General features: G+C 61.8%; 21 protein-coding genes and 1 tRNA gene. 11 read left to right on the top strand and 11 right to left on the bottom strand.

Annotation, left to right across the window (positions count from 1 at the left end):
* Nucleotide 1 precedes the first annotated feature (1 nt).
* The 4 genes from NTD82_RS05335 to NTD82_RS05350 form a co-directional block, all read right to left on the bottom strand.
* Nucleotides 2-1,213, bottom strand: coding sequence for a restriction endonuclease subunit S (locus NTD82_RS05335; RefSeq protein ID WP_262128003.1), 1,212 nt, complete (start codon nucleotides 1,211-1,213; stop codon nucleotides 2-4).
* Nucleotides 1,210-2,772 (bottom strand): type I restriction-modification system subunit M, encoded by a 1,563-nt coding sequence (locus NTD82_RS05340; RefSeq protein WP_262128004.1) that lies wholly within the window; start codon nucleotides 2,770-2,772, stop codon nucleotides 1,210-1,212. The genes NTD82_RS05335 and NTD82_RS05340 overlap by 4 nt, the downstream gene beginning before the upstream one ends.
* 92 nt (nucleotides 2,773-2,864) lie before the next feature.
* The gene (locus NTD82_RS05345; RefSeq protein WP_262128005.1) at nucleotides 2,865-3,068 is read right to left on the bottom strand and encodes a helix-turn-helix domain-containing protein; all 204 of its coding nucleotides are present in this window, start codon (nucleotides 3,066-3,068) and stop codon (nucleotides 2,865-2,867) included.
* A 162-nt stretch (nucleotides 3,069-3,230) separates the two neighbouring features.
* A complete protein-coding gene (locus NTD82_RS05350; RefSeq protein ID WP_262128006.1) occupies nucleotides 3,231-3,554 on the bottom strand; it encodes a hypothetical protein in 324 nt (107 codons plus the stop codon).
* Between the two features lie 686 nt (nucleotides 3,555-4,240).
* Here NTD82_RS05350 and NTD82_RS05360 point away from each other — a divergent pair.
* The 6 genes from NTD82_RS05360 (at nucleotide 4,241) to NTD82_RS05385 (ending at nucleotide 11,362) form a co-directional block, all read left to right on the top strand.
* Nucleotides 4,241-5,776, top strand: coding sequence for an ABC transporter ATP-binding protein (locus NTD82_RS05360; RefSeq protein WP_262128007.1), 1,536 nt, complete (start codon nucleotides 4,241-4,243; stop codon nucleotides 5,774-5,776).
* 12 nt (nucleotides 5,777-5,788) lie between these two features.
* Entirely contained in the window at nucleotides 5,789-6,889 is a 1,101-nt protein-coding gene (locus NTD82_RS05365; protein WP_262128008.1) for an ABC transporter permease, read from the top strand.
* Nucleotides 6,890-6,949: 60 nt separating this feature from the next.
* Complete coding sequence (locus NTD82_RS05370) at nucleotides 6,950-7,876, top strand: ABC transporter permease (RefSeq protein WP_262128009.1); 927 nt, start codon at nucleotides 6,950-6,952, stop codon at nucleotides 7,874-7,876.
* A gap of 173 nt (nucleotides 7,877-8,049) precedes the next feature.
* Entirely contained in the window at nucleotides 8,050-9,132 is a 1,083-nt protein-coding gene (locus NTD82_RS05375) for a BMP family ABC transporter substrate-binding protein (RefSeq protein ID WP_262128010.1), read from the top strand.
* 223 nt (nucleotides 9,133-9,355) lie between these two features.
* Nucleotides 9,356-10,321, top strand: a complete 966-nt coding sequence (locus NTD82_RS05380) for a 2-oxoglutarate and iron-dependent oxygenase domain-containing protein (RefSeq protein WP_262128011.1) — start codon at nucleotides 9,356-9,358, stop codon at nucleotides 10,319-10,321.
* Nucleotides 10,322-10,570: 249 nt separating this feature from the next.
* Nucleotides 10,571-11,362, top strand: coding sequence for an outer membrane protein OmpK (locus NTD82_RS05385; RefSeq protein ID WP_262128012.1), 792 nt, complete (start codon nucleotides 10,571-10,573; stop codon nucleotides 11,360-11,362).
* A 65-nt stretch (nucleotides 11,363-11,427) separates the two neighbouring features.
* On the opposite strand, the gene NTD82_RS05390 is transcribed toward NTD82_RS05385, so the two are convergent.
* The 4 genes from NTD82_RS05390 to NTD82_RS05405 form a co-directional block, all read right to left on the bottom strand.
* Nucleotides 11,428-12,228 carry a nucleotidyltransferase domain-containing protein gene (locus tag NTD82_RS05390; protein ID WP_262128013.1) on the bottom strand — a complete coding sequence of 267 codons (801 nt, stop codon included), beginning with the start codon at nucleotides 12,226-12,228 and terminating at the stop codon, nucleotides 11,428-11,430.
* Between the two features lie 13 nt (nucleotides 12,229-12,241).
* A complete protein-coding gene (locus NTD82_RS05395; protein WP_262128014.1) occupies nucleotides 12,242-13,462 on the bottom strand; it encodes an RtcB family protein in 1,221 nt (406 codons plus the stop codon).
* Nucleotides 13,463-13,494: 32 nt separating this feature from the next.
* Nucleotides 13,495-14,640: a slipin family protein gene (locus tag NTD82_RS05400; RefSeq protein ID WP_262128015.1), complete on the bottom strand. Its 1,146-nt coding sequence runs from the start codon at nucleotides 14,638-14,640 to the stop codon at nucleotides 13,495-13,497.
* 349 nt (nucleotides 14,641-14,989) lie between these two features.
* Nucleotides 14,990-15,058, bottom strand: a tRNA-OTHER gene (locus NTD82_RS05405).
* A 279-nt stretch (nucleotides 15,059-15,337) separates the two neighbouring features.
* On the opposite strand from NTD82_RS05405, the gene rtcR reads away from it, so the two are divergent.
* Nucleotides 15,338-16,951, top strand: a complete 1,614-nt coding sequence (gene rtcR / locus NTD82_RS05410; RefSeq protein ID WP_262128016.1) for an RNA repair transcriptional activator RtcR — start codon at nucleotides 15,338-15,340, stop codon at nucleotides 16,949-16,951.
* Nucleotides 16,952-17,091: 140 nt separating this feature from the next.
* Here rtcR and NTD82_RS05415 read toward each other — a convergent pair whose 3' ends face one another.
* Nucleotides 17,092-17,544, bottom strand: coding sequence for an Lrp/AsnC family transcriptional regulator (locus tag NTD82_RS05415; RefSeq protein WP_095159969.1), 453 nt, complete (start codon nucleotides 17,542-17,544; stop codon nucleotides 17,092-17,094).
* A 139-nt stretch (nucleotides 17,545-17,683) separates the two neighbouring features.
* Between NTD82_RS05415 and NTD82_RS05420 the strand changes: the two genes are divergently transcribed.
* A complete protein-coding gene (locus NTD82_RS05420; RefSeq protein WP_095159970.1) occupies nucleotides 17,684-18,298 on the top strand; it encodes a LysE family translocator in 615 nt (204 codons plus the stop codon).
* Nucleotides 18,299-18,318: 20 nt separating this feature from the next.
* On the opposite strand, the gene NTD82_RS05425 is transcribed toward NTD82_RS05420, so the two are convergent.
* On the bottom strand, nucleotides 18,319-18,531 hold the full coding sequence (locus NTD82_RS05425) for a PLD nuclease N-terminal domain-containing protein (RefSeq protein ID WP_095159971.1): 213 nt from the start codon (nucleotides 18,529-18,531) through the stop codon (nucleotides 18,319-18,321).
* Nucleotides 18,532-18,667: 136 nt separating this feature from the next.
* On the opposite strand from NTD82_RS05425, the gene NTD82_RS05430 reads away from it, so the two are divergent.
* Nucleotides 18,668-19,297 (top strand): HAD family hydrolase, encoded by a 630-nt coding sequence (locus tag NTD82_RS05430; protein ID WP_262128017.1) that lies wholly within the window; start codon nucleotides 18,668-18,670, stop codon nucleotides 19,295-19,297.
* A gap of 34 nt (nucleotides 19,298-19,331) precedes the next feature.
* Here the strand turns inward: NTD82_RS05430 and NTD82_RS05435 are convergent, their stop codons facing one another.
* On the bottom strand, nucleotides 19,332-20,339 hold the full coding sequence (locus tag NTD82_RS05435) for a zinc-dependent alcohol dehydrogenase family protein (protein WP_262128018.1): 1,008 nt from the start codon (nucleotides 20,337-20,339) through the stop codon (nucleotides 19,332-19,334).
* Nucleotides 20,340-20,482: 143 nt separating this feature from the next.
* Between NTD82_RS05435 and NTD82_RS05440 the strand changes: the two genes are divergently transcribed.
* Together NTD82_RS05440 and NTD82_RS05445 are read left to right on the top strand one after the other, a co-directional pair.
* Nucleotides 20,483-20,983 (top strand): sigma-70 family RNA polymerase sigma factor, encoded by a 501-nt coding sequence (locus tag NTD82_RS05440; protein ID WP_262128019.1) that lies wholly within the window; start codon nucleotides 20,483-20,485, stop codon nucleotides 20,981-20,983.
* A 1-nt stretch (nucleotide 20,984) separates the two neighbouring features.
* Nucleotides 20,985-21,932, top strand: a complete 948-nt coding sequence (locus tag NTD82_RS05445; protein ID WP_262128020.1) for a FecR domain-containing protein — start codon at nucleotides 20,985-20,987, stop codon at nucleotides 21,930-21,932.
* Nucleotides 21,933-22,066 lie beyond the last annotated feature (134 nt).

Genomic DNA, 22,066 nt, shown 5'->3' on the forward strand with positions numbered 1-22,066 from the left:
GTTATACCACCACTTCTTCAGGCTCAGGGAAGCTCAGCAGCAAATCGCGGTAATGCTCGTATTGCTGTTGGCGCAACGCAATTTCGCGCGGTAAGCCTTCGGTGATAGAGCTGGTGAGGGCGTCGAATTTGTCGAGGATGGCGACGATGCGTTCTTTTTCTTCAGGTGAAGGATTTGGAATTTTAATGCCATTTAAATTCTTTTGATTCAGCTTCGGCTGAGCAGCCCCTGAAATGTATGGCGTTAAATCAATACTGTTTAAGTAATACTCAACGTATCTTCTTTCGGCATATGTCTCGAATTTAAGCACATGTGCGTGGTTATTTACCCAGCTTTTACCGCTAACACTAAATGCTATTGGCGTGTTTCGTGCCAACAAATTTGCACCGTCTTCAGAAACAAGCAAAAAGTCACCATCAAAAATGTAATCTTTAACGTAATCGACAATGCCCGATGCGCCGTAGTATGGAATATCACCAACATCTCTTAGTCCACTTCTTATAGGCTTGCGCTTTGAGTCAAGGTTTTCAGCAAGCTCCCCCAACGTCTTCCACTCCACGTCCCCTTCCTCAAAACTCAAAAACTGGCCGCGATAGTGGTTGTATTGTTTTTTACGGGCTATAAGCTCGCGTGTAAGCTCGCGTGTAAGCTCGCTAAATGCGTCCAGAATACGGACGATTTCGGTCTGGATTTCCAGCGATTTTTTGGGGTTTTCTGGACAGGGGAGTGGAATTGGGATTTTTGCCATATCTGTGGCAGAAATATCAATTACCTTTGCACCCTTTGCATATTTTCTTTTTTCAGACGCAAATTCGTTTGTTTGAGTGAAATAAGCAAAGTATTTTCCCAGAAGAAGGTCTCCGGGCTTCAATACGGTTGCATGTCCGCCCGTAACTGCTTGCGGCTCGCCAAGATAAACCAGCGCTTTGCCTACATCTTCAAGGTTTTCACTTGTGTTGGTGATTACAACATCACCCTTGTTTACCTTCTTTAGCTGCTTAGCTAGCTCAGGTGAAACAAAGGATTTTGTTTCAGTCGTGGATAGGCCGTAATAGGTATATATCTGGCCGTAGTGGATAGCCGGCACACCTGCGTCAGTGAAGTCCTTCTTTTGCAAGCCGTTGCCACGAACTAGTTTGCCAAGGGTCCCCAGCGCCCGCCGCTCCACTCCTGCGCCATCCAGCAGCTTTTCCAAAAGGGTCACTCCGCTCATGCTTCCAGCTCCTCGCCTTCAATCTCTGCGACGATGCAATCAATATCCATCCGAAGCCGGTCGATCCTGGCGACGGTGGTTTTCAACTCGGCATTAAGCTGAGCAATCTCCACCACTTCGCGGATGTCTTTGGCTTCGACATAACTGCTGACCGACAGGTTGTAGTCGTTGGCGGCCACTTTCTCGAACGGAACGGACAAGGCGAAGTGCTCCACATTCGCCTTGCTGTCGAACACCGCCATGATCTGGTCTATGTGCGTATCCAGCAGCACGTTGTTGTTGGTTTCCTTCTTGAAATAATCTTTGCCGCTGGCATCAATGAACTGCGTGTTGGTGTCCGTTTTGTGTTTGGACAGCACCAGAATATTGACTGCAATGGTGGTGCCAAAGAACAGGTTGGGTGCGAGCGAAATCACGGTTTCGACGTAGTTGTTATCCACCAAATATTGACGAATTTTCTGCTCAGCGCCGCCACGGTAAAAAATACCAGGGAAGCAGACAATCGCCGCTCGGCCTTTGCTGGAGAGGTAACTCAGTGCATGCAGCACAAAAGCAAAGTCAGCTTTGGATTTGGGGGCTAGCACACCGGCAGGCGCAAAGCGGTCATCGTTGATCAGGGTGGGGTCGTCCGCCCCCTTCCACTTCACCGAATACGGCGGGTTGGAGACGATGGCATCGAAGGGTTTATCGTCGCCAAAGTGCGGCTCGATCAGCGTATCACCGAGCTGGATATTGAATTTGTCGTAGTTGACGTTGTGGAGGAACATATTCATCCGCGCCAGGTTATACGTGGTGTGGTTGAGTTCCTGACCGAAAAAACCGTCTTCGATGATGTGTTCATCAAAGTGCCTCTTGGCTTGCAGCAGCAGCGAGCCCGATCCGCAAGCGGGATCGTAGATCTTGTTGATACTGGTTTGCTTGTGCATGGCGAGCTGGGCAATCAGCTTGGAGACCTGCTGTGGAGTGAAGAACTCACCGCCCGATTTGCCGGCATTGGCGGCGTAGTTGGAGATGAGGAATTCGTAAGCGTCGCCAAACAGGTCGATGTGGCTTTCGTCAAAGGTGCCAAAGTCCAACTTGGCTACACCTTTGAGCACGTCGGCGAGGCGCGCATTCTTGTCCTTTACGGTATTGCCCAGACGGTTGCTGGTGGTATCAAAATCGGCAAACAGGCCTTTGATGTCGCGCTCGGAGGGGTAGCCGTTTGCTGAGCTTTCGATAGCGGCAAAGATGGCGGCTAGATCGGTGTTCAGGCTTTCGTTGGTGTTGGCGCCGGCAGCGATAGTGGCAAACAACTGGCTGGGGTAGATGAAGTAGCCCTTGGTTTTAATGGCATCGTCTTTGATATCTGCGGTGATGACCTTATCGGGCAACTCAGCGTATTTGATGCTGTCGTCTCCGCCCTCAATGTAGCTGGCGAAGTTTTCGCTGATGAAACGGTAGAACAAGGTGCCAAGCACGTACTGCTTAAAGTCCCAACCATCGACTGCGCCACGAACATCGTTAGCAATTGCCCAAATCTGGCGTTGCAGGGCGGCGCGTTGTTGGGTGCTGGTCATGGGGTATTCCTATTGATTATCTAAATGTTTGTCATTTGTTTGATGTCGTTAAGACGTCTGTTTGTGATCTGGGGCCTTGGCGGCAGCGCCATCTATGTTTGTATCAGCTCAAACAGATCGCCTATTTGGCATTCAAACAGCAGGCACAGCCTCTCAATGGCTTCCAGATCCACTTTCTGCGCTGTTTCTTTGTAGAGCAGGGTTACCGTGGCGCGGCTTAGCCCTGTTTCTCTGGCAACATCAGCAATACGCATCTTGTGCTCGCCCATCATGCGGGCGAGGTGGCAGCGGATCATGGCTGTGCCCCCTAGCAATTTGTCTTCTCGCGAAACCCTGAAAGTAACGCGACGCTTTTCTTGGTACGACATTTTGTTAGTCAGACTCAAATTTTTCAATCAAAAACAAATTTTATCGATTTTTGGCTTGCTTGGAGATTGAGCCCAAGTAGGAGATCCGCTTCAGCCGCTACTCGGCAGGCTCCTTCGTGAGCTAGCGAGGTGCAACAGCAGCTCGACACTGACTGCATTATCGGAATGCAGCGCGCGACTGAGGGCTGGACTGGCGAGTTCGGATTGAGCAACCGCATCCACATCAAGCCAAAACGATGCCGGTGCCAGGCCTTGCGCACGATCAACTACTGACAAGTTCTTGTTCTTACCTGCCAAGCGATGATCAAGGGAATGATGCAGGCATTCATCAAGAGCACGGCCCTTGCTGAGTTCTGTCAGATTCAGTTCGACACCGACTGGTAGTGCTGTCGGCAGCGCTCTACTTTCTGCCATCCATCAGCGCCCATATCAGCCTAGAGTCATTACAAGGGAATAAACCATCGGCAGGCCTGGGCTCCACCAGCATCACAAGCGCCGGCCTCCCCCCCCTTCTCTATCCGTCCCTTTCGTAGGCAACGAGCACCCACTGGTTTGAGCCGCAGATACTGATCATTCTTGACCAGGTAACGCATGACGTGGTGCACGTTAGCCCGCGCATTCAGATCTCGCCTATCAAAGGACGAAAATCCTAGAGAGGTTCATTCTCAACGAAGCAGAGGCAGGGTTGCACCTTGGTCAGATTCTCCGGAAGCGTTAGATCAGAGGCTGGTATTCCGAACGGTATTCCATGAAAGAATCTAACCAGATTTTCTACAATAAAATCATATAATTATATTTCCTGTTCAAATTACCCCGGGCCCACCAAACGCTAAACAAATCAGGCACTTCGCGAATCTCGCAAAGTGCCTTTTTTGTGCCTGTGCAAAACGCTTCACGCGACAGCCCCGCCGCCCCGCCGCCCCGCACCAGATTGGCGCTCCCCCGCGCCCCAAAACCACACACCCGCCCTACCCCGTCACGCAAGAATCTTCTGACACCCCTCCCCGAAGCCCTCTGACACGGGCCTCAGCAAATAATCTGACCACTTGGCCATGTTTTTGCTTTGAAGCTGTTCAAAACAATCACCACCGAGCAGTCCCATGTCCGAATCCCCCCTGCGCCTGGAGTTGCGTGCCATCACCAAGCGCTACCCTGGCACGCTGGCCAACGACCGCATTGACCTGCGTATCGACGCCGGTGAAATCCATGCCTTGCTTGGCGAGAACGGCGCCGGCAAGAGCACGCTGATGAAGATCATCTACGGCGTTACCGCTCCGGATTCCGGCGAGGTGCTGTGGGAGGGCCAGCCGGTTCAGGTGCGCGACCCGGCACAAGCCCGTGGTCTCGGCATCGGCATGGTGTTCCAGCATTTTTCGCTGTTCGAGACGCTGACCGTGGCGGAGAACATCGCTCTGGCGCTGGGCCGCGAAGCCGGTACGCCGAAGCAACTGGCGCCGCGAATCCGGGAGGTGTCGCAGCGCTACGGTATGGGCCTGGAGCCGGAACGGCTGGTGCACAGCCTGTCGATCGGTGAGCGCCAGCGGGTGGAGATCGTTCGTTGCCTGATGCAGGAGATCAAGCTGTTGATCCTCGACGAGCCCACCTCGGTACTGACTCCGCAAGAGGTCGATGAGCTGTTCATCACCCTGCGCGCCCTCGCCGCGGAGGGCTGCAGCATTCTGTTCATCAGCCACAAGCTCGGCGAAGTCCGCGCGCTGTGCCACAGCGCCACGGTGTTGCGTGGCGGCCGGGTATCCGGCGACTGCGTGCCGGCCCGTTGCAGTGACCTGGAACTGGCGCGGCTGATGGTCGGCGACGCGGAGGGGCTGGAGGCCAGTTACGCGAAGACCGCCGGCGGCCTGCCGCGCCTGCGGGTGGACGACCTGAGCTGGCGCAACAAGGATCCGTTCGGCACGTCCTTCGAGCACCTGCGCCTGGAAGTGCGCAGCGGCGAGATCGTCGGTATCGCCGGGGTCGCCGGCAATGGCCAGGACGAATTGCTCGCGCTGCTCAGCGGCGAGACGCGCCTGCCCGCCAGCGAACGCGAGCGCGTCACCCTCGACAACCAGCCGATGGCCAACCTGTACCCGGACGCCCGCCGCGCCCTGGGCCTGGCGTTCGTTCCCGCCGAACGCCTCGGTCACGGCGCTGTGCCGGACATGAGCCTGGCCGACAACGCCCTGCTTACCGCCTTCCAGCAGGGACTGGTCAGCCGTGGCCTGATCCGCTCGGGCAAGGTGCTGGCGCTGGCCGAAGAGATCATTCAGCGCTTCGCGGTGAAAACCCCGGACGCCCACACCGCAGCACGCAGCCTGTCCGGCGGCAATCTGCAGAAATTCATCCTCGGTCGCGAGATCCTGCAGAACCCCAAGTTGCTGGTCGCCGCGCACCCGACCTGGGGCGTCGACGTGGGGGCCGCCGCCGCGATCCACCGCGCGCTGATCGCCCTGCGCGACGCCGGGGCGGCGATCCTGGTGATCTCGGAAGACCTCGATGAGCTGTTCCAGATCAGCGACCGGATCGGCGCCCTGTGCAGCGGGCGCCTGTCGCCGCTGAAGGCCACCGCCGACACCCATCCCGTGGAGGTCGGCGGCTGGATGGCCGGCCAGTTCGATGCCCCGCAAGACGCCGCCTGACGAGAGCCCACCATGCTGTTATCCCTCGAACCCCGTACCCAGCAGTCGCGCGCCATGCTCCTGCTTTCGCCGTTGCTCGCCGGGCTGTTGACCCTGATCAGCGGGGCGATCCTGTTCGCCGCGCTGGGTCACGATCCGTTGCAGACTTTCCACACCCTGCTGATCGAGCCGATCAGCGACTTCTACGGCATCTCCGAGTTGCTGCTCAAGGCGCTGCCGATCCTGCTCTGCGCCTTCGGCTTGTCCGTGGCGTACCAGGCGCGCATCTGGAACATCGGCGCCGAAGGCCAGTTGCTGATAGGCGCACTGGCCGGCAGCGCCCTGGCCATCCACCTCATCGATTGGGAAAGCCGCTGGGCGCTGCTCTGGGTGCTCGCCGCCGGCAGCCTCGCCGGCGCTTTGTGGGGCGGGCTCGCGGCCTGGCTGCGCACGCGGTTCAACGCCAACGAAATCCTCACCACCATCATGCTCAACTACATCGCCCTGAACCTGTTGCTGTTCTTCGTTCACGGCCCGCTCAAGGACCCCGACGGTTTCAGCTTCCCGCAGTCGGCGATGTTCGGTGATGCCAGCCGCCTGCCGGCACTGTTCGAAGACGGTCGGGTGCACATCGGCCTGTATTTCGTGTTGCTAGCGCTGGTCGCAGTGTGGGTGCTGCTGCACAAGAGCTTCCTCGGCTTCCAGATCAAGGTGCTGGGCCTGGACCAGCGCGCTGCCGGTTTCGTCGGTTTCCGCGAGAAGCGTCTGGTGTGGTTGGCCCTGCTGATCAGCGGCGGCCTGGCGGGTCTGGCCGGGGTCAGCGAAGTCACCGGGCCTATCGGCCAACTGGTGCCGCAGGTGTCGCCCGGCTACGGCTACGCGGCGATTACCGTGGCGTTTCTCGGTCGCCTCAATCCGTTCGGCATCCTCGCCGCCGGCCTGCTCATGGCGCTGCTCTACCTCGGCGGCGAGAACGCGCAGATGACCCTCAACCTGCCGCAATCACTGACCGGGCTGTTCCAGGGAATGATGCTGTTCTACCTGCTCGCCTGCGATGTGCTGATCCTCTACACGCCACGGCTGAAGCTGAATCACCGTCGCCGCGCCGCGCTCGCTGAAACGGCCAGCGCCTGACGCCCCCACTCACTCTTTCGCTTGGCTGCCGCTGCCTGCGCGCAGCCTGAGGCTTCGACTATGGATCTCGATCTGTTTGGCAACATCCTCTACGCCATGGTGCGCTGCGGCACCCCGCTGTTGCTGGTCGCCCTCGGCGAACTGGTGTGCGAGAAGAGCGGCGTTCTCAACCTCGGCCAGGAAGGCATGATGCTGTTCGGCGCGGTGGTTGGGTTCATCGCCGCCTTCGCCACCGGCAACCTGTGGCTCGGCGTGCTCATGGCCTGCGTGGCCGGCATGCTGCTGTCGTCGCTGTTCGCCCTGGTGGCGCTCGGCTGCCAGGCCAATCAGGTGGCCACCGGACTGGCGCTGACCATCTTCGGCGTCGGCCTGTCGTCCTTCGTCGGCGCGGCCTGGGTTGGCAAACCGCTGACCGGTTTCGAGCCGGTGGCCATTCCGCTGCTGGCCGACCTGCCGATCATCGGCCACATGCTGTTCAACCAGGATGTGCTGGTTTACCTGTCCTTCGTCCTGTTCGGTCTGATCGCCTGGGTGCTGCTGAAAAGCCGCATCGGCCTGATCCTCCAAGCTGTCGGCGAAAACCCCGACGCCGCCAGCGCCATGGGCCTGCCGGTGCTGCGGGTGCGGACCCTGGCGGTGTTGTTCGGTGGGGCCATGGCCGGTCTGGCCGGTGGTTACCTGTCGCTGGCCTACACACCGATGTGGGCGGAAAACATGACCGCCGGACGCGGCTGGATTGCCTTGGCACTGGTGGTGTTCGCCAGTTGGCGGGTGTTCCGCGTGCTGCTCGGCGCGTACCTGTTCGGCCTGGCCAGCATTCTTCATCTGGTGGCCCAGGGAATCGGCGTGAGCTTCCCGGCCAACTTGCTAGCGATGCTGCCGTATGTGGCGACCATCCTGGTGTTGGTGGTGCTGTCGCGGGATGCGATCAAGACCCGGCTGTATGCGCCGGTTTCCCTTGGGCAGCCGTGGAAGGCGGGGCACTGATGCACCAGCAAAAGGCGACCTGAAAAGCATCACGCACCATCCCAGAACCGATCCGCTACCCCCCAACCGCCACACCCCGCAAAAACCCGGTTTTTGCCCGCTTGGTCAGCTTTTTGCAGTAAGGGAAAAGCCCGACACGGCCACTATAAAAGACCTACAGGAGCCAACCCCAGATGCATCAGAAGAAAAGCAAAAACCTGCTGCGCACCCTCGCCGCCGCCATCGGCCTGAGCACCGCGCTGTCCGCCTCCGCCGCTGATCCACTGAAGGTCGGCTTCGTCTACATCGGCCCCATCGGCGACCACGGCTGGACCTACCAGCACGAGCAGGGCCGCCAGGCGCTGATCAAGCAGTTCGGCGACAAGGTCGACACCAGCTTCGTCGAGAACGTGCCGGAAGGTGCCGACGCCGAGCGGGTGATCCGCAACATGGCTAAGGGCGGCTACGACCTGGTGTTCGCCACCTCGTTCGGCTACATGAACCCCACCGCCAAGGTCGCCAAGCAGTTCCCGAAAGTGACCTTCGAACACGCCACCGGCTACAAGCAGGACAAAAACCTCGGCACCTACCTGGCGACGTCCTACGAGGGCCGTTACGTCGGTGGCTTCCTCGCCGCGAAGATGACCAAGAGCAAGAAGATCGGCTACGTCGCCTCCTTCCCGATCCCGGAAGTGCTGCGCGACATCAACGCCATCCAGCTGGCCCTGAACAAGTACAACCCCGGTACCGAAATCAAGGTGGTGTGGGTCAACTCCTGGTTCGATCCGGGCAAGGAAGCCGACGCCGCCAACGCGCTGATCGACCAGGGCGTCGACGTGGTCTTCCAGCACACCGACAGCCCGGCACCGATCCAGACCGCCGAACGCCGTGGGGTCTATGCCGTGGGCTACGCCTCGGACATGGCGCACTTCGGGCCGAAAGCCGTGCTGACCTCCATCGTCAACAACTGGGGCCCGCACTACATCAAGAGCACCCAGGCGGTCATCGACGGCACCTGGAAATCCCAGGATTACTGGGGCGGCCTGGCTGAAGGCACGGTCGAGCTGCCGATCAGCGACCTGGTCCCGGCTGACGTGAAAAGCGAAGCCGAGCAGATCATCGCCAGCATCAAGGATGGCTCGTTCCACCCGTTCACCGGCCCGATCATGGACCAGAGCGGCGCGGTCAAGATCGCCGAGGGCGCCGTGGCCAGCAACGCCGAACTGGCGGGCATGAACTACTACGTCAAAGGCATCACCGCGCAACTGCCGAAGTAAGTACCGCTGTAAACGCCGGACGGGAGCGCCAGTCGCTCCCGTCTGTTTCATAACCGCGCCGCGCCCATCGCGCGCCGCCTCAAGGCTGTGTCGCCGTCCCTCCTACCGGAGAACCGCGCACAAGATCGGCCCCGCCGATCTCTTCGCTGCATGGGTACGAGAAGACTCGCAGCACCACGGACCCGCCCACCGACACCGGGGTCCGCACTTCTTGGAGCCAACCATGAACACCCTGCCGATCATCGATATCGCCCCGCTGTACCAGGACGCCCCCGCCGCCCGCGAGACCGTGGCCCGGCAGATCGACGCTGCCTGCCGCCAGTGGGGTTTCTACTACATCAAGGGGCACCCGATCCCGGCCACGCGCATCGCCGAACTGAACGCCGCCGCGGTAGATTTCTTCGCCCGCCCGGCGGAAGAAAAACTGCGTATCGACATCACCCGCAGCGCTCACCACCGCGGCTACGGCGCCATTGCCACCGAGCAACTCGACCCAAGCCGGCCGAGCGATCTCAAGGAAACCTTCGACATGGGTTTCCACATGAGCGCCGAGCATCCCGACGTGCTCGCGGAAAAGCCGCTGCGCGGCCCGAACCGTCACCCCGACATTCCCGGCTGGGAAGCGCTGTTGCAGCAGCACTATCAGGACATGCACGAACTGTCGCTGACCCTGCTGCGCGCCATGGCCGAGGCACTGGGCATCGAGGAGGACTTCTTCGACCAACGCTTCGCCGACCCGATCAGCGTGTTCCGCATGATCCACTACCCGCCGCGCCAAACCGCCAGCAGCGCCGATCAGCAAGGCGCCGGCGCGCATACCGACTATGGCTGCGTGACCTTGCTCTATCAGGACAATGCCGGTGGTTTGCAGGTGCAGAACCTGGCTGGCGAATGGATCGACGCCCCGCCGATCGAGGGCACCTACGTGGTCAACATTGGCGACATGATGGCGCGCTGGAGCAACGACCGTTACATGTCCACCCCGCACCGGGTAATCAGCCCGCTGGGCGTCGACCGCTACTCGATGCCGTTCTTCGCCGAGCCGCACCCGGACACCGAAATCAGTTGCCTGCCCAACTGCTCGGGCAGCGATAACCCGCCCAAGTACCCGCCGGTATCCTGCAGCGCCTACATGCTCTCGCGCTTCGCCGACACCTACGCCTACCGCCGCGAGGAAACCAAGGCCTGAGCCCCGCGATGGCGCAGCAACGCGCCATCCTGAAGCAACTCCGCCCTGAGCAATAGCGCGCAACCAGGCCATTGCGCGCTGTTGTGACAGCACCATCGCCCCACCCACCGCCAATAACGAAAAAACACCGGAAAAAACCGCAATTCTGTCCGGCAAGACAGGAATTGGCGCCGTTCTTGCTCTCTCATTAAAAGCCTGACCAACACGACAGGTTCAACGCTTGAACAACACAAAAATCAGGAGCTTTCGATGACTCGCACCACCACTTCCCTGCTGCTGGCGAGCGGTCTGCTGGCAACCGGTCAGGCCATGGCCGGCGACCTTCTGCTGTGGCAGGACAACAGCCTCACTTACCTCAACGGCATCGACTTCAAGGTCGATCCGCCCAAGCAGCAGACCGTGACCTTCGAACACGCCAGCGGCTGGAGCTTCGGTGACCTGTTCGTCTTCGTCGACGGCATCAAGTACAACACCGAAGCCACCAACGGTGCGGGCGACGGCCACAGCTTCTACGGCGAGATCAGCCCGCGCCTGTCCCTCGGCAAGATCAGCGGCGCCAACCTGTCGTTCGGCCCGATCAAGGACGTGCTCATCGCCGCGACCTACGAGTTCGGCGAAGACGATGTCGACGCCTATTTGATCGGCCCGGCGGTCGACCTGAACATTCCCGGCTTCGATTACTTCCAGCTCAACACCTACCTGCGCACCCCGGATGGCAAGCGCGACGGCAAGAACGTCTGGCAGATCACTCCCGTGTGGAGCTACACCGTGCCGGTCGGCAACTCCAACGTGGTGATCGACGGCTTCATCGACTGGGTCGTCGACAACGACAAGAGCTACCACGCCAACTTCCACTTCAACCCGCAGATCAAGTACGACCTGGCCAAGGCCATGGGCTGGGGCGAGAAGTTCTACGTAGGCGTGGAGTACGACTACTGGAGCGACAAGTACGGGATCAGCGACAACAGCTACCTGGGCGAGGAAATCCTCGGCGGCACCAACCAGAGCGCTATCAGCTTCTTGGTCAAGGCGCACTTCTGAGCTTCCAGTGAACCGCAGCCTGGGACAGACCAAAAAGGCACCGGTGCAAACCAGTGCCTTTCCGATCAAACAGCCGTAGCGCTCACGCACTCCCGCAGAAACGCATCCAGCTTCGACACGTCTCCTATGTACGTGCGCGGAGCGCTCATGCTCTCGGCTCGGTGCAGCTCGGTTTCCACCAGATGCTGCAACACCGGGCGAACCGGGCCACACGCGGCCTCTCCGACCTGCCGCTTGAGGCGCAGCAGTTCATTGATCTCCGCGCACTGGACCGGGTCATCGAGGGTTGCCGCCAGCAGCTCTTCAAACACCATCGGCGGCACGCCCCGTCCCTGGTCTATCCAGCGCACCGCCAACAGCGGTCGCAAGACGTAGAAGTACTTCTTGTAGCGCACTTCATCGCCGCGCAGAAACGCGCGGTAGTGGTTCCGCGCCATTGCCAGATAGTGCGCCCGCACCGCCGCCGGCGAATGGAACTCCAGCGCCAGCTCGCGCAAGCGCCTGCTCGCGGCTTCGTCCTGGCGATAGACCAGTGGCGAATCCAACCACTCCAGCAAGGTCGGATTGGACTTGCGCAGCAAGCGCAGGGCCTTGCGCAGTTCCCAACCACTGAGGTCGAGCTCGTCGGTCAGCGGACGCTCCAGCACATCGCGGGGCTCTTCCACGCGCAGATACCAGTCCGGCCGGTGCACGTAGACGAAGCGCACATCGTAATCGCTGTCCGGCGACGCGAAGCCCCAGGCGCGGCTGCCGGACTCGCAGGCATACAACACACGCACCTGCTGCTCGCGCTCGACCCGCCGCAGTTCTTCCAGCACCCGCTCGCGCATCGCGGCGGGCAATGGATGTCGCTCGTCTCTGTTCATTGCAGTGTTCTCCCTACCCCTTCACACACACCACCTGCCGCAGCGTGTGCACCACTTCCACCAGCTCACGCTGGGCATGCATCACCGCGTCGATGTCCTTGTAGGCCATCGGGATCTCGTCGATCACGTCCTTGTCCTTGCGGCATTCGACGTGTGCGGTGGCGCGGGCCTGGTCTTCCACGGTGAACTGCTTCTTCGCCTGGGTCCGGCTCATGGTGCGACCGGCGCCATGACTGCAAGAGCAGAACGCCTCTTCGTTGCCCAGCCCGCGGACGATGAAACTCTTCGCCCCCATCGAGCCGGGAATGATCCCGAGCTGGCCCTTCTGCGCCGACACCGCGCCCTTGCGGGTCACCAGTATTTCTTCGCCGAAGTGCTGCTCTTTCTGCACATAGTTGTGGTGACAGTTCACCGCTTCGAGGTTGGCCTCGAACGGTTTGCGGATCACCTGCCGCGCCGTAGCAATCACCGCCTGCATCATCAACTCGCGGTTCTGCCGGGCGAAGTCCTGGGCCCAGCCCACCGCCTCGACGTAATCGTCGTAATGCCGGCTGCCTTCCTCGAAATAGGCCAGGCTGCGATCCGGCAAGTTGGCGATGTGCTGACGCATATCCGCCTGGGCCAGCTCGATGAACAGGTTGCCGATGGCATTGCCGACCCCACGCGAACCGCTGTGCAGCATGAACCAGACTCGATTCACTTCATCCAGGCAGACCTCGATGAAGTGGTTGCCCCCGCCGAGCGTGCCCAGGTGCGCACGGTTGTTGGTCTTCTCCAGCTTCGGGTACTTGTCGGTGATCGCCTTGAAGCGCCCGGCCATCGCCGACCAGGCCTGGTCGGCCGCGTTCGGCACGTGCTCCCAGGCGCCCTGGTCGCGGCGCCCGAAGGTCTTGCCGTGGGGCACGGCCTTCTCGATGGCGCTGCGCAGGCCGAACAGGTTATCCGGCAGGTCCGCCGCCACCAGCGAGGTGCGCGCGGCGATCATGCCGCAGCCGATATCCACGCCCACCGCCGCGGGAATGATCGCGCCCTGGGTGGGAATCACGCTGCCAATGGTCGAGCCCTTGCCCAAGTGCACGTCCGGCATCACCGCCATGTGTTTGAAGATAAACGGCATGCGCGCCGTGTTCAGCAGTTGCTGGCGCGCATCGGGCTCCAGCGGCACGCCTTCGATCCAGGCTTTCACCGGCTTGCCGTTGGCGACTTCCAGCAGTTGATAGGTTGCGTCTTTCATCATCGTGTTCCGTCATTGCCCGCAGGCCTGGCTCAGGCCTGCTTCAGCGTTACCAATCCATTCAATACCTGATCCAGACCGCCGAACACCGAAATCCGGTCGATCCGCTCGGCCACGCGCTCCAGGGTTTCCAGCTCCTTGAGGCGCAGGGCGACGGGGTTGTCTTCCATCACCTTCGCCGTGTTCAACAGCGAGCGGGTCGCCGAGGTTTCTTCGCGGCGGCGGATCACGTTGGCCTGGGCCGACTTTTCCGCCTCCACCACCTGGGCCAGCAGGGTCTTCATCTCGCCAGGCAAGATGATGTCGCGCACGCCCAACCCGGTGACCTCGATCCCGCTGTCCGCCAACCGCGCCGCAAGGTGGGCGTTCACCGCCTCGTCGATCAGTTGCTTGTTCTCCAGCAACTCATCGAGGCTACGGGTTCCCACCGCCGCCCGCAGGCCGAATTGCAGCTCGCGGTACAGGTGTTCCTGCGGCTTGCTCAGTTGCGAGAAAGCCGTCAGTACATCGCCGTAACGCCAGTTGGCGATCAGGTTCAGGCGCAGGCTCACCTTGTCGCGGGTGAGGATTTCCTGGCCGCTGACTTCCAGCGCCTGAATCCGGGTGTCGATCAATTCCACGCTGACCTGACGGTTGTAACGCCAGAAACCGTACTGCCCCGCGGGCAGCAGTTCCAGCACCACGCCGTCGACTTTCAGCACGCCGACCTGATACGCCGGCACCTGCACCATCAACACCGCGTCCAACCCTGCCAGGGTCCGGCCCCGCAAGTTCGACTGGCTCAGCCGCGCCACCAGCGCGGCATCCAGCCGGTAATCCTGGCTGAAATCCTGCCGTTCCAGACGCTGTCCGGCTTGGCCTTTCCAATACAACTGGCGGCTGCCGGGCGGGAGGATTTCCACCAGCCAGTCCTCTTCGTAACGCAGGCCGACCTCGTCGCTGCCGACATCCATGCGGGTGAAGTACTGCTCCACCAGCGCCGGCTCGGACTGACGCAGGTAACCGGCCAGACGGTGCTCGAACAGCGGCGCATTGAGGCTGAACGTCTCCACGCTCAAGCGGTTGTGAAAGTCGAAATGGCGGTGGGTGCCCGACTCGAGGATGGCGAGAAAGTCGCCTTCCGAGTACAGCAGGCCACGTTCGTTCTTCTTCACGGTAAAGCGCTTGAACATTTTCATAATCTGTTTTCCTTCTCTGATTTCGTCATCCAGGGTGCCGGTGTTCGCCGGCCCGCCGGGTATCGCCGATGAAGCCCGCAAGAGACGCGGCATACGGACATCCTGTCCCTGTGGCCGGATCCTCCAGCCGAAGCCTGTCTTGTCGCGGGCCCGATCAGCGGACCGGGCGGGTCGGCGTTGGCATCGGGTCGGGCGTTGCCGGCCACGTGGGCTGACGACGCTTTTCCCTGCGCCACACCGGCGGTATTGCAGTGATGAGTAGCTGCCTTAACAGGGCAGTGTTCGAGCGGGAATCGAACCCGCGACAAGCCATCCGGGATGGCCGCTCTAACCGACTGAGCTATCGAACTGCGAGCAGGAGTCGAACCTGCGGCCGATCACCCGAAGGTGACTGCTCTACCAACTGAGCTATCGCATTGACCCCACTTCGATACAGCGGCATGCACGAGGCCGACACCAGGGTGGGCTCGGGCACCGGCGAGGTTGTGAACCTCGGCCCGTGGGCTGCATCAGCGATGGTCGGGAAGGATATTGCGAGCGGCGTGCCAGCTTTATTTTTCGCACGCTAAAAAAACATTAAGTTATTGATTTAAATAGAACTTAAATAAAGACATCACACAAAAAGGCCGAAACCAGCGTAGTAAGCACTAATGTTTTCTTATATTTTGCTATCGCTATTTATCTTTATGGATAACTCATGAAAGCGAAGAAAACAGTCGCCATCGGATTCCTCGGCTCCACCCTCGACCGTGTCGGCAAGGGCGCCGCGCGCTGGGGGAAATGGCGGCCGACCGTGGGGCTGTGCCAGCAGGCGGAACTGCAAGTCGACCGCCTGGAACTGATCCACGGCATGGACGCCCGCGACACCGGGCTGGCCGAACGCATTGCCGCCGACGTGCGGGAAGTGTCGCCGCAGACCGAAGTCCGCCTGCAACCGATGCGGCTGCGCGACCCGTGGGATTTCGAAGAGGTGTATGGCGCGCTGCATGATTTCGTCAGCGCCTACCCCGTGGACACCGAGCACGAAGACTACGTCGTGCACATCACCACCGGCACCCATGTGGCGCAGATCTGCTGGTTCCTGCTGACCGAAGCGCGTTACCTGCCGGGCCGCCTGGTGCAGACCTCACCCGCACGGCGCCGGGAAGAAGAGCAGAAGCCCGAAGGCCGGGTGGCGATCATCGACCTAGATCTGTCGCGCTACGACCGCATCGCCTCGCGTTTTCGCCGCGAGCACGAAGAAAGCCTGCTGTTTCTCAAGTCCGGCATCGCCACGCGCAACGCCGCGTTCAACCGCTCCATCGAGCAGATCGAGCGGGTCGCCGGACGCTCCCGCGCGCCCATGCTGCTGATCGGCCCGACCGGCGCGGGCAAATCATTCCTGGCCCGGCGCATCTACGAACTCAAGCGGGCGCGGCATCAGTTCCAGGGCCGCTTTGTCGAGGTCAACTGCGCCACCCTGCGCGGCGATGGCGCGATGTCGGCGCTGTTCGGCCATATCAAAGGCGCCTTCACCGGCGCGCAAAACGCCCGCGAAGGGCTGCTGCGCGCGGCGGATGGCGGCATGTTGTTCCTCGACGAAATCGGCGAACTGGGCGCGGACGAACAAGCCATGCTGCTCAAGGCCATCGAGGAAAAACGCTTCTTCCCGCTGGGTTCGGACCGCGAAGTCAGCAGCGACTTCCAGTTGATCGCCGGCACCCACCGCGACCTGCGCGAACGGGTCGCCGAAGGCCTGTTCCGCGAAGACCTGTACGCCCGCATCAACCTGTGGACGTTCGAACTGCCGGGGCTGGCTGGCCGGCGCGAAGACATCGAACCGAACATCGACTTCGAACTGCAACGGCATGCCCAGGAACAAGGCCGACTGGTGCGCTTCAACCTCGAAGCGCGGCGTCACTACCTGGCGTTTGCCCATTCGCCGGAAGCGCGCTGGGCCGGCAACTTCCGCGAACTGTCCGCGTCCATCACGCGCATGGCGACCCTGGCTGACAGCGGTCGGATCGACCAAACGCTGGTCGATGAAGAAATCGACCGTCTGCGCCACGCCTGGGGCTGCGCTCCCGCCCGCGAGCCGTTGCGGGACTTGCTGGGGGATGATCTGGACAACCTTGACCTGTTCGATCGGGTGCAACTACAGGCGGTGATCGAGGTGTGCCAGCAGGCCCGCAGCCTTTCCGAGGCCGGACGTCAGTTGTTCGCCGTCTCTCGACAGGCAAAACAGACGCCCAATGATGCGGACCGGTTGCGCAAGTATCTGGGGCGGTTCGGGTTGGTGTGGGATCAGGGGGTGAGGCTGGAGCAGCCATAAGGGGGTTGCCGCTTCAAATGCTATCGGTTGGCGCGATGTTCAATGCGTAAAACTCATGAGGAACTCGACCACATAGGCATCGCGGAATACGTCCATTACGCCGGAGGACGAAGGCGCTTTTTCTGTCTGAAACCTCCCTTTCACACCGGCAACGGCCGATCCCGAATCACCTGCTTCATCACCAGCGTCGAGCTCAGCCGCTGCACATTGGGCAGCCGCGCCAGGTGCTCGTCGTAGAGCTGCTGGAAAGCCGGCAGGTCGCGAGTGACGATGCGCAGCAGGTAATCCGGGTCGCCGAACAGGCGCTGCGCTTCGAGGATTTGCGGGATCTCCGGCAGGGCGGCTTCGAAATCCTGAACCGCCTGCTGGTGGCCCTCGCGCAAAGTGACGAAGACGATCGCGGCGAAACTCAAACCCAGCTCGGTGGGCGACAGGTACGCGCGGTAGCCCTGGATAACCCCGGACTCTTCCAGTGCCCGCACCCGGCGGTGGCATGGCGACAAGCTCAAGCCGACGCGGTCGGCCAGTTCGGTAAGCGATTGCCGACCATCACGTTGCAGCTCGGCAAGAATATTTCGGTCAATGCGGTCCATCTGGAAGGTTCTTCCACTCAATAGGCGGACCGTCAGGATATACGAAAGATAATCCTGACCAAGCTTCCTTATTCTTCTGGTAACCCGGCGAGGCTCACGGCTCGCCCTTCATATCACAGGAAAAAAGCTGGAGCCTCAAATGACTGTCAGTGTGCTGGCCGCGTTCTGGGCGGTGTCGTTGTTGTTCGTGATTACCCCCGGCGTGGACTGGGCCTACGCCATCTCCGCAGGGATTCGCGGGCGCTGGGTGGTGCCGGCGGTGGCGGGTCTGCTCTCCGGGCATCTGCTGGCGACAGTGATCGTCGCGGCGGGGGCCGGTGCCTTGTTGGCGAGCAATCCGCTGGCGCTGTCGGTGATGACCATCGCCGGCGCGCTGTATCTGCTGTGGATGGGCATCAACATGCTGTGGAAACCGTCGACGCCACAGGCCGGCGAGCAGAAGGCGGACTCCTGGTCGAGCTGGGCGATCAAGGGCTTTTGCGTCAGCGGGCTGAATCCCAAGGTGTTCCTGCTGTTCCTGGCGTTGCTGCCGCAGTTCACCGATCCCCTGTCCAACTGGCCGCTGCCCGTGCAGATCATCGCCCTCGGCCTGCTGCACGCCGTGAGTTGCGCAATCATTTACCTGATGGTGGGTTTCGGCGCGCGCAGCGTTCTGCAAACCCGGCCTTCAGCGGCGCGGAACGTCAGCCGGCTGTCCGGCGCGGCGATGATCGCCATCGCCGTGGTGCTGTTGTCGGAACGGTTGATGGCCTGACGCGGTTGTATTGAGGGCACTCAGCCTTCCCTGGACAGCGGCACGTCGGGTCGGGATTTGGGGCCGTTGACGCCCCAGACCAACAGCCCGATGACCGGCACAAACACCACGAAGAGGACCCACATCATCTTGCTTTCGGCCCGCACGGTGCTGCCGATGATGCGCTTGATGGCCCAGATTTCCAGCAGCGCCAGCAGCACCGCCAGGGTGATCCACAAGTAGCCGTGTTCCATAAGACGTCTCCCGTTTGGCTGTTCACGTTAGGCGTGCCAGACGCGTCGGGGTTCATTCGGATTGTTGCCGGCGCGGGCTGCACACCGGCGCGACAAGATGTTCAAATGCCATCTCCCTGTCGCACGGAACCTGCCGATGCCGCACCCCGCCGTGATCTTCGATGCCTTTGGCACCCTGCTGCATATCCGTCGCCCCCTGCATCCGTACCGCCGCCTGTTGAAGCTGGGCCAGGCACAAGGCCGCAAGCCCCGGGCGGATGACACACGCTGGCTGATGCAGACTCCGTTATCCCTGGAAGAAGCCGCCAACGCCCTCGGGATCGACGTCAGCCGTGAACAGCTGAGCGCGCTGCAGCAGTTGCTGAGCGATGAGCTGGCCAGCATCGAGGCCTACGCCGATGGCGTGCAGGCTGTCGCGCTGCTGCAGGATCAGAGCATTCGCGTGGCGGTCTGCTCGAACCTCGCCAGCCCTTACTGCGAAGCGGTCCAGCGCCTGTATCCGACGCTGGATGCCTACGCGTTCAGTTGCGAACTGGGGATGATGAAACCGGACGAGGCGATCTACCAGGCCACCTGCGAGCGGCTGGCATCGCCCGGTGAAACCAACTGGATGGTGGGCGATTCCCAGCGTTGCGATCGGGACGGCCCGCGTGCCTTCGGGCTACGCGGATTCTTCCTGGACCGTCACCACGGCAAGGGTGACTACCGCGAGCTGACCGCTTTCGCCCAGGACGTATTGCACGCCCTCGAGCAGGACGCCCGGTAACAGGCATGTCGGCCTGCGCCCGGGCCGGCTGCCTTCAGAAATTCAGGCAAATCTTGCCGAAGTGCTGGTTGCTCTCCTGATAACGGAACGCCTCGACGATCTGCTCCAGCTCGAACGCCTTGTCGATCACCGGACGCAGGCCGTTGGCGTCGATGGCGCGGATCATCGCCTGCTGCTGCGCACGACTGCCCACCAGCACGCCCTGCAGGCGGATCTGCCGCACCAGCGCCTGGACCAGCGGCAACTGCCCCGCCACCCCGGTGAGGATGCCGATCAGCGAGATATGCCCGCCGATGCGTACGGCGGTCATCGATTGTTCCAGAGTCGCCGGGCCGCCTACTTCGATCACATGATCGACGCCGCGGTTGTCAGTCAGCGCCCGCACCTTCTCGCCCCAGTTCGGGGTGCTGCGGTAGTTGATGACCTCGTCGGCACCAAGGGCCTTGAGCCGTTCCAGCTTTTCGTCGCTGGACGAGGTGGCGATCACCGTGGCGCCGGCCAGCTTGGCGAACTGCAGAGCGAAGATCGACACCCCGCCCGTGCCTTGCACCAACACCGTGTCGCCGGGTTTGAGGGAATCATCGGCCATCAGCGCGCGCCAGGCGGTCAGGCCGGCGGTGGTCAGGGTCGAGGCCTCGGCGTGGCTGAAGCCTTTGGGCGCGCGGGTGAACGAGGTCGCCCGTGCCGTCACCACTTCCCGCGCATAGCCGTCGATGCCATCGCCCGGCACCGTGGCGAAACCTTCCACCAGCGGTTCGCCATCCAGCCAGTCGGGGAAAAAGGTGCTGACCACCGAATCGCCCACGGCGAACTCGCTGACACCCGCGCCCACCGCGATCACCTCGCCGGCGCCGTCAGCCATGGGGATGCGTGGCGCGGTCGGACCCCACACGCCGCTGACCACTGCGAAGTCGTGGTAGTTGAGGGAGTTGGCGTGCAGGCGCACGGTGATCTCGCCCGCTGCCGGGGCGGCGGCGTCGCTGTTGCCGACGCCGACCTTGTCGTAACCGCCGCCGGGTTGAACGTAAATGGCCTTGCTCATGAGTTCTCCTGAATCCAGCCGATGCGAAGGGACAGTCAAGCAGTCTTGGCCCGAGTCCGACCGGGGTCAAGCGCGCCCGCTTGCAGAATCGACCAACAGACCACAATATTGCGACTAATTATCAATTACCTCTCGCCTTCGCCATGTCCACTTCCGAACACGCCGCCCTGCATGCCCTCTACAGCGAACACAATGGCTGGTTGAAAAACTGGCTCCGCGCCCGCCTGGGCAATGCCAGCGATGCCGCCGACCTGGCGCAGGACACCTTCATACGCGTGCTCAACGCACGCAACGCCCAGACTATCCGCGAGCCGCGCAGTTATCTCGGCTCCATCGCCCACGCCCTGATGATCGACAAATTTCGCCGACGTGCCGTCGAACAGGCGTACCTCGCCGAACTGGCGGCGCGCCCGGAACGGGTGGTCGAATCGCCGGAGACTCGCGTGCTGATCCTCGAAACCCTGGTGGCGGTGGATACCCTGCTGGATGGCCTCGGCGAGCGCACCCGCAAAATTTTCCTCGCGGTGCAATTGGAAGGCCTGAGCTACAGCGCCGCCGCCGAGCGCGTCGGGGTGTCGCTGAACACCGTGAAGAAACACCTGGCCCGCGCCATGACCCACTGCCTGCTGCTCACGGAAGACTGACATGGCCCTGCCACTGGAACTGCACACCCTCGAAGCCGCCGCCAACTGGTACGTGCGGCTCAACGCCGGGACGCCCAACGACGCCTTGCTCAGGTCCTGGCAGGACTGGCTGGGACAGAACCCGGCCAACGCCCGGGCCTGGGCGCGGGTGGAAAAGGTCCAGGCGCAGATGGGCCGGCTGCCGGTGGAAGTCGCGCTGCCGACCCTCGCCGGGGTCCGCGCCCGCCGCCGTGCGGTGCTCAAGACCCTGGCGTTGCTATTGGCCGCCGGTGCCAGCGGCTGGATCGCCCAGGAGAGCGCACCCGCCCAGGCGCTGTTTGCCGGCGTGCGCACCGGCAAGGGCGAGCGGCGGCGGATCGAACTGGCCGACGGCAGCCTGTTGCAGGTCAACACCGACAGCGCGCTGGACATCGATTACGACGACCAGCAACGCCTGCTGCGCCTGCACAGCGGCGAAATCAGCGTGCAGACCGCCAGCGACCCACGCGGCCGGCCGTTCATCGTGCAGACCCGCGAAGGCCGAGTCCGCGCCCTCGGCACGCGTTTCTGCGTGCGCAGCGATGACGGCGTCAGCCGGGTCAGCGTGCAGCAGCACGCGGTGGAAATCCGCACGCACGGGCAACCGCAACAAAGCCTGCGCCTGGACGCCGGACAAAGCGTGCGCTTCGACCGCCAGCACATCGCCCCGGCCAGCGCCGCCGCACCGGGGGCCGACGCCTGGACCCAGGGCATGCTCACGGTGATCGAATGGCGCCTGGCCGACTTCGTCGCCGAACTGCGCCGCTACCGCTCCGGGGTCGTGCGTTGCGCCGAGACGGTGGCGGACCTGCGCCTGTCCGGTGCCTTCCGTGTCGATGACACCGACACCCTGCTGGAAAACCTCGGTGCTTCGCTGCCGGTCAAGGTGCGTTACCTGACCCGCTACTGGGTCAGCATCGAAGCTGCCTGAAAAATAAATTCGCTGCGGGGGTGGCCATTTTTCGTCGGCAGCACGGCTACGGAATAACGCGGCGTTCAGAGGCGATGCCCGGCCCTTGGGGCGCCACCGCGGGCCGCCAGGGGGGGGCGGGGGGGGGCCCGGGC

Origin of the sequence: Pseudomonas sp. 5P_5.1_Bac1 (assembly GCF_025466015.1) — a bacterium.
Taxonomy (GTDB): domain Bacteria; phylum Pseudomonadota; class Gammaproteobacteria; order Pseudomonadales; family Pseudomonadaceae; genus Aquipseudomonas.

Bases quoted from the DNA above. Each gene is read 5' to 3' on its own strand.
- NTD82_RS05335 (WP_262128003.1), bottom strand. From the start codon at position 1,213: ATGAGCGGAGTGACCCTTTTGGAAAAGCTGCTGGATGGCGCAGGAGTG.
- NTD82_RS05340 (WP_262128004.1), bottom strand. From the start codon at position 2,772: ATGACCAGCACCCAACAACGCGCCGCCCTGCAACGCCAGATTTGGGCA.
- NTD82_RS05345 (WP_262128005.1), bottom strand. From the start codon at position 3,068: ATGATCCGCTGCCACCTCGCCCGCATGATGGGCGAGCACAAGATGCGT.
- NTD82_RS05350 (WP_262128006.1), bottom strand. From the start codon at position 3,554: ATGGCAGAAAGTAGAGCGCTGCCGACAGCACTACCAGTCGGTGTCGAA.
- NTD82_RS05360 (WP_262128007.1), top strand. From the start codon at position 4,241: ATGTCCGAATCCCCCCTGCGCCTGGAGTTGCGTGCCATCACCAAGCGC.
- NTD82_RS05365 (WP_262128008.1), top strand. From the start codon at position 5,789: ATGCTGTTATCCCTCGAACCCCGTACCCAGCAGTCGCGCGCCATGCTC.
- NTD82_RS05370 (WP_262128009.1), top strand. From the start codon at position 6,950: ATGGATCTCGATCTGTTTGGCAACATCCTCTACGCCATGGTGCGCTGC.
- NTD82_RS05375 (WP_262128010.1), top strand. From the start codon at position 8,050: ATGCATCAGAAGAAAAGCAAAAACCTGCTGCGCACCCTCGCCGCCGCC.
- NTD82_RS05380 (WP_262128011.1), top strand. From the start codon at position 9,356: ATGAACACCCTGCCGATCATCGATATCGCCCCGCTGTACCAGGACGCC.
- NTD82_RS05385 (WP_262128012.1), top strand. From the start codon at position 10,571: ATGACTCGCACCACCACTTCCCTGCTGCTGGCGAGCGGTCTGCTGGCA.
- NTD82_RS05390 (WP_262128013.1), bottom strand. From the start codon at position 12,228: ATGAACAGAGACGAGCGACATCCATTGCCCGCCGCGATGCGCGAGCGG.
- NTD82_RS05395 (WP_262128014.1), bottom strand. From the start codon at position 13,462: ATGAAAGACGCAACCTATCAACTGCTGGAAGTCGCCAACGGCAAGCCG.
- NTD82_RS05400 (WP_262128015.1), bottom strand. From the start codon at position 14,640: ATGAAAATGTTCAAGCGCTTTACCGTGAAGAAGAACGAACGTGGCCTG.
- rtcR (WP_262128016.1), top strand. From the start codon at position 15,338: ATGAAAGCGAAGAAAACAGTCGCCATCGGATTCCTCGGCTCCACCCTC.
- NTD82_RS05415 (WP_095159969.1), bottom strand. From the start codon at position 17,544: ATGGACCGCATTGACCGAAATATTCTTGCCGAGCTGCAACGTGATGGT.
- NTD82_RS05420 (WP_095159970.1), top strand. From the start codon at position 17,684: ATGACTGTCAGTGTGCTGGCCGCGTTCTGGGCGGTGTCGTTGTTGTTC.
- NTD82_RS05425 (WP_095159971.1), bottom strand. From the start codon at position 18,531: ATGGAACACGGCTACTTGTGGATCACCCTGGCGGTGCTGCTGGCGCTG.
- NTD82_RS05430 (WP_262128017.1), top strand. From the start codon at position 18,668: ATGCCGCACCCCGCCGTGATCTTCGATGCCTTTGGCACCCTGCTGCAT.
- NTD82_RS05435 (WP_262128018.1), bottom strand. From the start codon at position 20,339: ATGAGCAAGGCCATTTACGTTCAACCCGGCGGCGGTTACGACAAGGTC.
- NTD82_RS05440 (WP_262128019.1), top strand. From the start codon at position 20,483: ATGTCCACTTCCGAACACGCCGCCCTGCATGCCCTCTACAGCGAACAC.
- NTD82_RS05445 (WP_262128020.1), top strand. From the start codon at position 20,985: ATGGCCCTGCCACTGGAACTGCACACCCTCGAAGCCGCCGCCAACTGG.